Below are 6,638 nucleotides of genomic sequence, written 5' to 3'. Positions count from 1 at the left end.
AATACATTCATTATTATAACAATATTCGTATTCAAACCAAACTAAACAACCAATCACCGATAAACTATCGGCAATTGGCTGTTTAAAAGGTGTTTTGACCCCTGTCTCAAAAACGGGGGTCAGTCCCGATCGAAGGGTGTTTTTTTGTTTTTCTCAAATTGTAAGTTTATTTCATTGCGTCCTTTAAAAAGGATCGCTATAATAGCCATTAAGGACAAATGAATAAAGATTGTATCCTTCGGGGCAGGGTGGAAATCCCGACCGGCGGTGGTAAAGCGAATGCGCTTTAGAGCCCGTGACCCGTGTGCATAAGCGCGCGGTGGATTCAGTTTAAGCTGAAGCCGACAGTGAAAGTCTGGATGGGAGAAGGATGATGAGCCGCTATGCAAAAAGTTTAAATATGCATAGTGTTATTTCCTATTGCGTAAAATACCTAAAGCCCCGGATTTTTTATAAATTCGGGGCTTTTTTGACGGTAAATCAATAAAAGAGGGGAGGGAAACAAATGGAAGAGTATTATATGAAGCTGGCATTAGATCTTGCGAAGCAGGGCGAAGGACAGACCGAGTCCAATCCGCTCGTCGGCGCTGTTGTGGTAAAGGACGGACAAATTGTCGGTATGGGCGCCCATTTAAAATACGGCGAAGCTCATGCAGAAGTTCATGCCATCCATATGGCCGGATCCCATGCAATGGGTGCTGATATTTACGTTACACTCGAACCGTGCAGCCATTATGGAAAAACACCGCCATGCGCAGAACTGATTATCAACTCTGGCATCAAAAGAGTGTTTGTGGCGATGAGAGATCCTAACCCGCTTGTGGCTGGAAGAGGGATCAGCATGATTGAAGAAGCCGGTATTGAAGTAAAGGAAGGCATCCTGGCAGATCAGGCGGAGAAGCTGAATGAAAAATTTCTGCACTTCATGAGGACAGGCCTCCCTTACGTCACTCTAAAAGCTGCTGCAAGCCTTGATGGAAAGACAGCTACCAGCACGGGCGACAGCAAATGGATCACCTCAGAGGCCGCGAGACAGGATGCTCAGCAGTACAGGAAAACACACCAAAGCATTCTAGTCGGAGTTGGCACGGTGATAGCTGACAATCCAAGTTTAACCTGCAGGCTGCCGAATGTGACAAAACAGCCGGTTCGCGTAATACTTGATACCGCACTCTCGATTCATGAGGACGCTCAAGTGATTTGCGATCAAGCAGCGCCGACATGGATTTTTACAACGGCACGAGCAGACGAGGAAAAGAAAAAACGGCTTTCAGCTTTCGGTGTGAACATATTTACGCTTGAAACTGAACGCATTCAAGTTCCCGATGTTCTGAAAATCCTTGCGGAAGAAGGTATCATGTCGGTGTATGTGGAAGGCGGATCAGCTGTTCACGGAAGCTTTGTCAAAGAAGGCTGTTTTCAAGAAATCATCTTCTATTTTGCCCCTAAACTAATCGGAGGATTGCATGCTCCCAGCTTAATCTCCGGTGAAGGTTTTCAATCAATGAAAGATGTCCCCTTATTACAATTCACTGATATAACCCAAATCGGCCGTGATATCAAACTGACGGCAAAACCGATAAACGAGTAGGATGGTGACCATGTTTACAGGAATAATTGAAGAAACAGGCACAATCGAATCCATGAAAAAAGCAGGGCATTCAATGGCCTTAACAATCAAATGCTCAAAGATTTTAGAGGATGTTCATCTGGGTGACAGCATTGCAGTTAACGGCATTTGTCTGACTGTCACTGATTTTACAAAGAATCAATTCACAGTGGATGTTATGCCTGAAACAGTCAAAGCTACGTCGCTGAATGATCTATCAAAAGGAAGCAAAGTAAATCTGGAAAGAGCGATGGCGGCAAACGGCCGTTTCGGAGGCCATTTTGTCTCAGGCCATGTCGACGGAACTGCTGAAATTACCCGAATTGAAGAGAAAAGCAACGCTGTTTACTATGATTTAAAGATGGACCCGTCTTTAACAAAAACTTTGGTCTTAAAAGGATCAATAACCGTTGATGGCGTGAGCTTAACAATATTCGGCCTGACAGAAGATACAGTGACAATTTCTCTAATACCGCATACGATCAGCGAAACGATTTTTTCAGAAAAAACGATCGGCTCTAAAGTGAATATCGAATGCGATATGATCGGAAAATATATGTATCGATTTTTGCATAAAGCCAATGAAAATAAGACCCAACAAACCATTACAAAAGCCTTCTTAAGCGAAAACGGCTTTTAGAGAGGAAGATTTGCATGTTTCATCCGATAGAAGAAGCACTAGACGCTTTAAAAAAAGGCGAAGTCATCATAGTTGTAGATGATGAAGACAGAGAAAATGAAGGAGACTTTGTGGCTCTGGCTGAGCATACAACTCCAGAAGTCATTAACTTTATGGCGACACACGGAAGAGGGCTGATTTGCACGCCGCTTAGTGAGGAAATCGCAGACAAGCTGGATCTTCACCCTATGGTTGAGCATAATACAGATTCTCACCATACTGCATTTACGGTAAGTATTGACCACCGTAATACGAAAACGGGTATCAGTGCTCAAGAAAGGTCTTTTACCGTTCAAGCATTGCTGGACAGTAAATCTGTGCCGTCTGATTTTCAGCGTCCGGGGCACATTTTTCCGCTGATTGCGAAAAAAGGAGGTGTCCTGAAAAGAGCGGGCCATACAGAAGCTGCTGTTGACCTTGCCGAAGCCTGCGGATCTCAAGGAGCCGGCGTCATTTGTGAAATTATGAATGAAGACGGAACAATGGCAAGAGTGCCTGAGCTTATTGAAATTGCGAAAAAGCATCAATTAAAAATGATCACCATTAAAGATTTGATTCAATACCGTTACAATCTAACAACACTAGTCGGACGTGAAGTCGACATTACGCTCCCTACTGATTTTGGCACATTTAAGGTTTACGGTTACACAAATGAGGTAGACGGAAAAGAGCATGTCGCATTTGTGATGGGAGATGTGCCGTTCGGAGAAGAACCGGTATTGGTCCGGGTGCATTCAGAATGTCTCACAGGTGACGTGTTTGGGTCTCATCGCTGTGACTGCGGCCCGCAGCTGCACGCCGCGCTGACGCAAATTGCCGCAGAAGGCCGGGGAGTGCTCTTGTACTTGCGCCAAGAAGGCCGAGGCATCGGTTTAATCAATAAATTAAAAGCTTATAAGCTTCAGGAACAAGGCTATGACACCGTAGAAGCCAACGAAGCGCTCGGCTTCTTGCCTGACCTTCGCAACTATGGCATCGGTGCACAAATTTTACGCGACCTCGGTGTGCGGAATATGAAGCTTTTGACGAATAATCCGCGCAAAATTGCCGGCCTTGAAGGCTACGGACTCAGTATTTCAGAAAGAGTGCCGCTTCAAATGGAGGCAAAAGAACACAATAAAAAATATTTGCAAACCAAAATGAACAAGCTGGGTCATTTACTTCATTTCTAATCACAAATATCACAAAAAAGGATGGGAATCATATGAATATCATACAAGGAAATTTAGTTGGTACAGGTCTTAAAATCGGAATCGTAGTAGGAAGATTTAATGATTTTATTACAAGCAAGCTGCTGAGCGGTGCAGAAGATGCGTTACTCAGACATGGCGTAGACACAAATGATATCGATGTGGCTTGGGTTCCAGGTGCATTTGAAATTCCGTTTGCTGCGAAAAAAATGGCGGAAACAAAAAAATATGACGCCATCATCACATTGGGCACTGTCATCAGAGGCGCGACAACACATTACGATTATGTCTGCAATGAAGCTGCCAAAGGCATCGCGCAAGCAGCAAACACTACAGGCGTGCCTGTCATCTTTGGAATTGTGACAACTGAAAACATCGAACAGGCAATTGAGCGTGCCGGCACAAAAGCGGGCAACAAAGGTGTAGATTGTGCTGTTTCTGCCATAGAAATGGCAAATTTAAACCGTTCATTTGAATAATTTGCTGAAAACAGTTTAAAAATATGGCGAAAATGATATAATGTGAGAAAACGGATCACCTATTCGTATCCGTTAATAGCAGACTGGACATTTTGGATATAGAGGGGTTTTTATGTTAATTCGTTATAAAAAATCGTTTGAAAAGATTGCGATGGGACTTCTTTCGTTCATGCCGAATGAAAAAGACCTTAAGCAGCTTCAGCAGACAATTAAGGACTACGAAACGGATACAGACCGCCAGCTCTTTCTTTGGAAAGAGGACGAAGATATCGTCGGAGCAATCGGAGTCGAAAAAAAGGATTCTGAGGTTGAAATCCGGCATATCAGTGTGAATCCTTCTCATCGCCATCAAGGAATCGGAAAACAGATGATGGATGCTCTAAAGCATTTATTCAAAACGCAGGTACTGGTTCCGAATGAATTAACGCAGAGCTTTTTCGAACGTTGTCAAGGTCAGCAGGATCAAGACATTTCATACAATAATTAAGCAGAGGCTGTAATCAGCCTCTGCTTTTTTTCCTCCGTTCTATTTCTTTTTCACGTTCAAGGATGACGTCAGTCCGATCCCGCAAACGGTGCTTGTTGATAAGAAATGTATCAGTGAGTGTGCTGGGCTGCCCCCATGTGTACTCCTTTTTCTTGCATTCAACGCGGCATGCTTCCTCAAGCTTCTCATCTTTGATCGGCAGCATGATGCTTTTATAGGAAGAGCCCGTTTCGATTTGTTCGTAAACCGACTGCATAAGCTCGAGTAAACGGCTATGATCAAGCCCCAAGTATTCGACCGCTTGTTTTTCCGCTTGAAGAATCCGGATGCTGTTCGCCATCAGTCTTTTTGCCCCGGCAGTATTCTTCCTTCTGTGATGATACAAAGCGACCGCAAGCTGTATGAAACCGACCCAATACATTTTTCGTTGGTTTGGAGGATCTTCCTTCCAATATTCTTCTAATATTTCATGGCATTCAAAATAATCCCGCGTCGCGTGAAATTCAACGAGATAATCAATATAAGCTTTCGGGTACAAGATGCTTCCTCCTTTAATCTGCCTTTAGTGTAACACAGGAAGGTTAAAAGGAAAAAGAACGCCCAGCCCTGGCAGCTTCTTTGTTTTAGCACGACAACGCAAGGGAAATCGCCGCTAAGTCTTTTTTCTCCTACCTTCTTTGCTATGGTCTGAGCGAATATTTCCTGTTTTGAATATTCTGTACAACCGGTTCAAAACAGGAAATGAAATAGTATTGGACGAGAGCTTTTTGGTGGCTTATACTAAAGGGTAGCCAGTTTATCCGGCAATGAGAGTGATACTTGAAAATGGTGAGATGATGGAAGAATATCAAGTGAAAATTGATACGTTTGAGGGCCCATTGGACCTGCTGCTTCATTTAATCAATCGTCTTGAAATTGACATATATGATATACCTGTGGCGAAGATCACTGAACAATATTTATTATATGTACATACGATGCGTGTGCTTGAGCTCGATATTGCCAGCGAGTATTTGGTCATGGCTGCCACGCTGCTCAGCATTAAAAGCAGAATGCTGCTCCCGAAGCAAGAGGAGGAGCTTTTTGAAGATGAATTACTTGAAGAAGAAGATCCGCGGGAAGAATTGATTGAAAAGCTGATTGAGTATAGAAAATATAAAGATGCGGCGAAGGATTTAAAAGAACGGGAAGAAGAAAGACAAAAATCGTTCACGAAACCGCCGAGTGATTTGAGCGAATATGCAAAAGAAGTAAAGCAGTCTGAGCAAAAGCTCTCTGTCACGGTCTATGATATGATCGGGGCTTTTCAAAAAGTGCTCAAACGCAAAAAAATAACAAGGCCGATGGAAACAACAATTACAAGACAGGAAATACCAATCGAAGACAGAATGAACGAAATCGTGCACAGTCTGAAATCAAGAGGAACGAGAATCAACTTTATGGATCTGTTTCCGTATGAGCAAAAAGAACATTTGGTAGTGACCTTTCTAGCCGTTCTCGAGCTGATGAAAAATCAGCTGGTTCTCATTGAACAGGAGCACAATTTTTCAGATATTTACATTACGGGGAGTGAATCCATTCATGGGGCTTGATATCGTGAATTGGAAAGCTATAGTGGAAGCCCTTCTTTATGCGGCAGGCGATGAAGGGCTCACAAAAAAGCAGCTGTTAACAGTGCTTGAAATCGAAGAGCCTGAACTGAACACCATTATGGCGGATGTAGCAGATGAATACCGCGGGGATACAAGGGGCATTGAACTTATTGAATATGCAGATACGTATATGCTCTCTACCAAAAAAGACTTTGCCCCGTACTTGAAAAAACTGATTGAAGTGCCGTCAAAGGGCCTTTCTCAAGCATCTTTAGAAGTGCTGGCCATCGTTTCATATAAACAGCCGATTACAAGAGCAGAAATTGAAGAAATCAGAGGCGTGAAATCAGAGCGGATTTTACACAGCCTCGTTGCGAAGGCGCTATTGTGTGAAGTCGGGCGGGCTGACGGTCCGGGAAGGGCTATTTTATACGGCACAACGCCGACTTTTCTTGAGCAATTTGGTCTGAAAACGCTGGACGAGCTTCCGCCGCTTCCTGAAAATGCGGAAGAAGACGTTCTTCAAGAAGAAGCAGATTTATTTTTTGAAAACTTTAACCAAACCTTCGAAGATATAAAATAGAAGTTTAATGAATCGCGCT

9 protein-coding genes and 1 riboswitch are annotated in these 6,638 nt (G+C 43.4%); of the genes, 8 read left to right on the top strand and 1 reads right to left on the bottom strand.

Features of this window, described 5'->3' with window-relative positions; translation table 11 throughout:
• From LWH95_RS10310 to ribT, 6 genes are all read left to right on the top strand, one after another.
• On the top strand, positions 1-86 hold an 86-nt coding region (locus tag LWH95_RS10310; RefSeq protein WP_131121716.1), incomplete at its 5' end, for an IS3 family transposase.
• Between the two features lie 144 nt (positions 87-230).
• A riboswitch (FMN riboswitch) is annotated at positions 231-375 on the top strand.
• A 130-nt stretch (positions 376-505) separates the two neighbouring features.
• The gene (ribD, locus tag LWH95_RS10305; protein ID WP_232919468.1) at positions 506-1,591 is read left to right on the top strand and encodes a bifunctional diaminohydroxyphosphoribosylaminopyrimidine deaminase/5-amino-6-(5-phosphoribosylamino)uracil reductase RibD; all 1,086 of its coding nucleotides are present in this window, start codon (positions 506-508) and stop codon (positions 1,589-1,591) included.
• Positions 1,592-1,601: 10 nt separating this feature from the next.
• Entirely contained in the window at positions 1,602-2,249 is a 648-nt protein-coding gene (ribE, locus tag LWH95_RS10300) for a riboflavin synthase subunit alpha (RefSeq protein WP_019258793.1), read from the top strand.
• A 14-nt stretch (positions 2,250-2,263) separates the two neighbouring features.
• Positions 2,264-3,460 carry a bifunctional 3,4-dihydroxy-2-butanone-4-phosphate synthase/GTP cyclohydrolase II gene (locus tag LWH95_RS10295; protein WP_232919466.1) on the top strand — a complete coding sequence of 399 codons (1,197 nt, stop codon included), beginning with the start codon at positions 2,264-2,266 and terminating at the stop codon, positions 3,458-3,460.
• A gap of 32 nt (positions 3,461-3,492) precedes the next feature.
• Complete coding sequence (gene ribH, locus LWH95_RS10290; RefSeq protein WP_003223915.1) at positions 3,493-3,957, top strand: 6,7-dimethyl-8-ribityllumazine synthase; 465 nt, start codon at positions 3,493-3,495, stop codon at positions 3,955-3,957.
• A 112-nt stretch (positions 3,958-4,069) separates the two neighbouring features.
• The gene (gene ribT, locus LWH95_RS10285; protein WP_003223910.1) at positions 4,070-4,444 is read left to right on the top strand and encodes a GNAT family N-acetyltransferase RibT; all 375 of its coding nucleotides are present in this window, start codon (positions 4,070-4,072) and stop codon (positions 4,442-4,444) included.
• A gap of 13 nt (positions 4,445-4,457) precedes the next feature.
• Here the strand turns inward: ribT and LWH95_RS10280 are convergent, their stop codons facing one another.
• Entirely contained in the window at positions 4,458-4,982 is a 525-nt protein-coding gene (locus tag LWH95_RS10280) for a DUF309 domain-containing protein (protein ID WP_133487083.1), read from the bottom strand.
• A 298-nt stretch (positions 4,983-5,280) separates the two neighbouring features.
• Between LWH95_RS10280 and scpA the strand changes: the two genes are divergently transcribed.
• Both scpA and scpB read left to right on the top strand, forming a co-directional pair.
• Positions 5,281-6,036, top strand: a complete 756-nt coding sequence (scpA, locus tag LWH95_RS10275) for a segregation/condensation protein A (RefSeq protein WP_004398201.1) — start codon at positions 5,281-5,283, stop codon at positions 6,034-6,036.
• A complete protein-coding gene (gene scpB / locus LWH95_RS10270; protein WP_003223904.1) occupies positions 6,026-6,619 on the top strand; it encodes an SMC-Scp complex subunit ScpB in 594 nt (197 codons plus the stop codon). The genes scpA and scpB overlap by 11 nt, the downstream gene beginning before the upstream one ends.
• Positions 6,620-6,638: the final 19 nt, after the last annotated feature.

The sequence above is a fragment of the Bacillus sp. G16 genome (genome assembly GCF_021282335.1).
In the GTDB taxonomy this organism is placed as follows: domain Bacteria; phylum Bacillota; class Bacilli; order Bacillales; family Bacillaceae; genus Bacillus; species Bacillus inaquosorum.
This window is presented reverse-complemented; position numbering and strand designations above follow the sequence as displayed.

Bases quoted from the DNA above. Each gene is read 5' to 3' on its own strand.
- ribD (WP_232919468.1), top strand. From the start codon at position 506: ATGGAAGAGTATTATATGAAGCTGGCATTAGATCTTGCGAAGCAGGGC.
- ribE (WP_019258793.1), top strand. From the start codon at position 1,602: ATGTTTACAGGAATAATTGAAGAAACAGGCACAATCGAATCCATGAAA.
- LWH95_RS10295 (WP_232919466.1), top strand. From the start codon at position 2,264: ATGTTTCATCCGATAGAAGAAGCACTAGACGCTTTAAAAAAAGGCGAA.
- ribH (WP_003223915.1), top strand. From the start codon at position 3,493: ATGAATATCATACAAGGAAATTTAGTTGGTACAGGTCTTAAAATCGGA.
- ribT (WP_003223910.1), top strand. From the start codon at position 4,070: ATGTTAATTCGTTATAAAAAATCGTTTGAAAAGATTGCGATGGGACTT.
- scpA (WP_004398201.1), top strand. From the start codon at position 5,281: ATGGAAGAATATCAAGTGAAAATTGATACGTTTGAGGGCCCATTGGAC.
- scpB (WP_003223904.1), top strand. From the start codon at position 6,026: ATGGGGCTTGATATCGTGAATTGGAAAGCTATAGTGGAAGCCCTTCTT.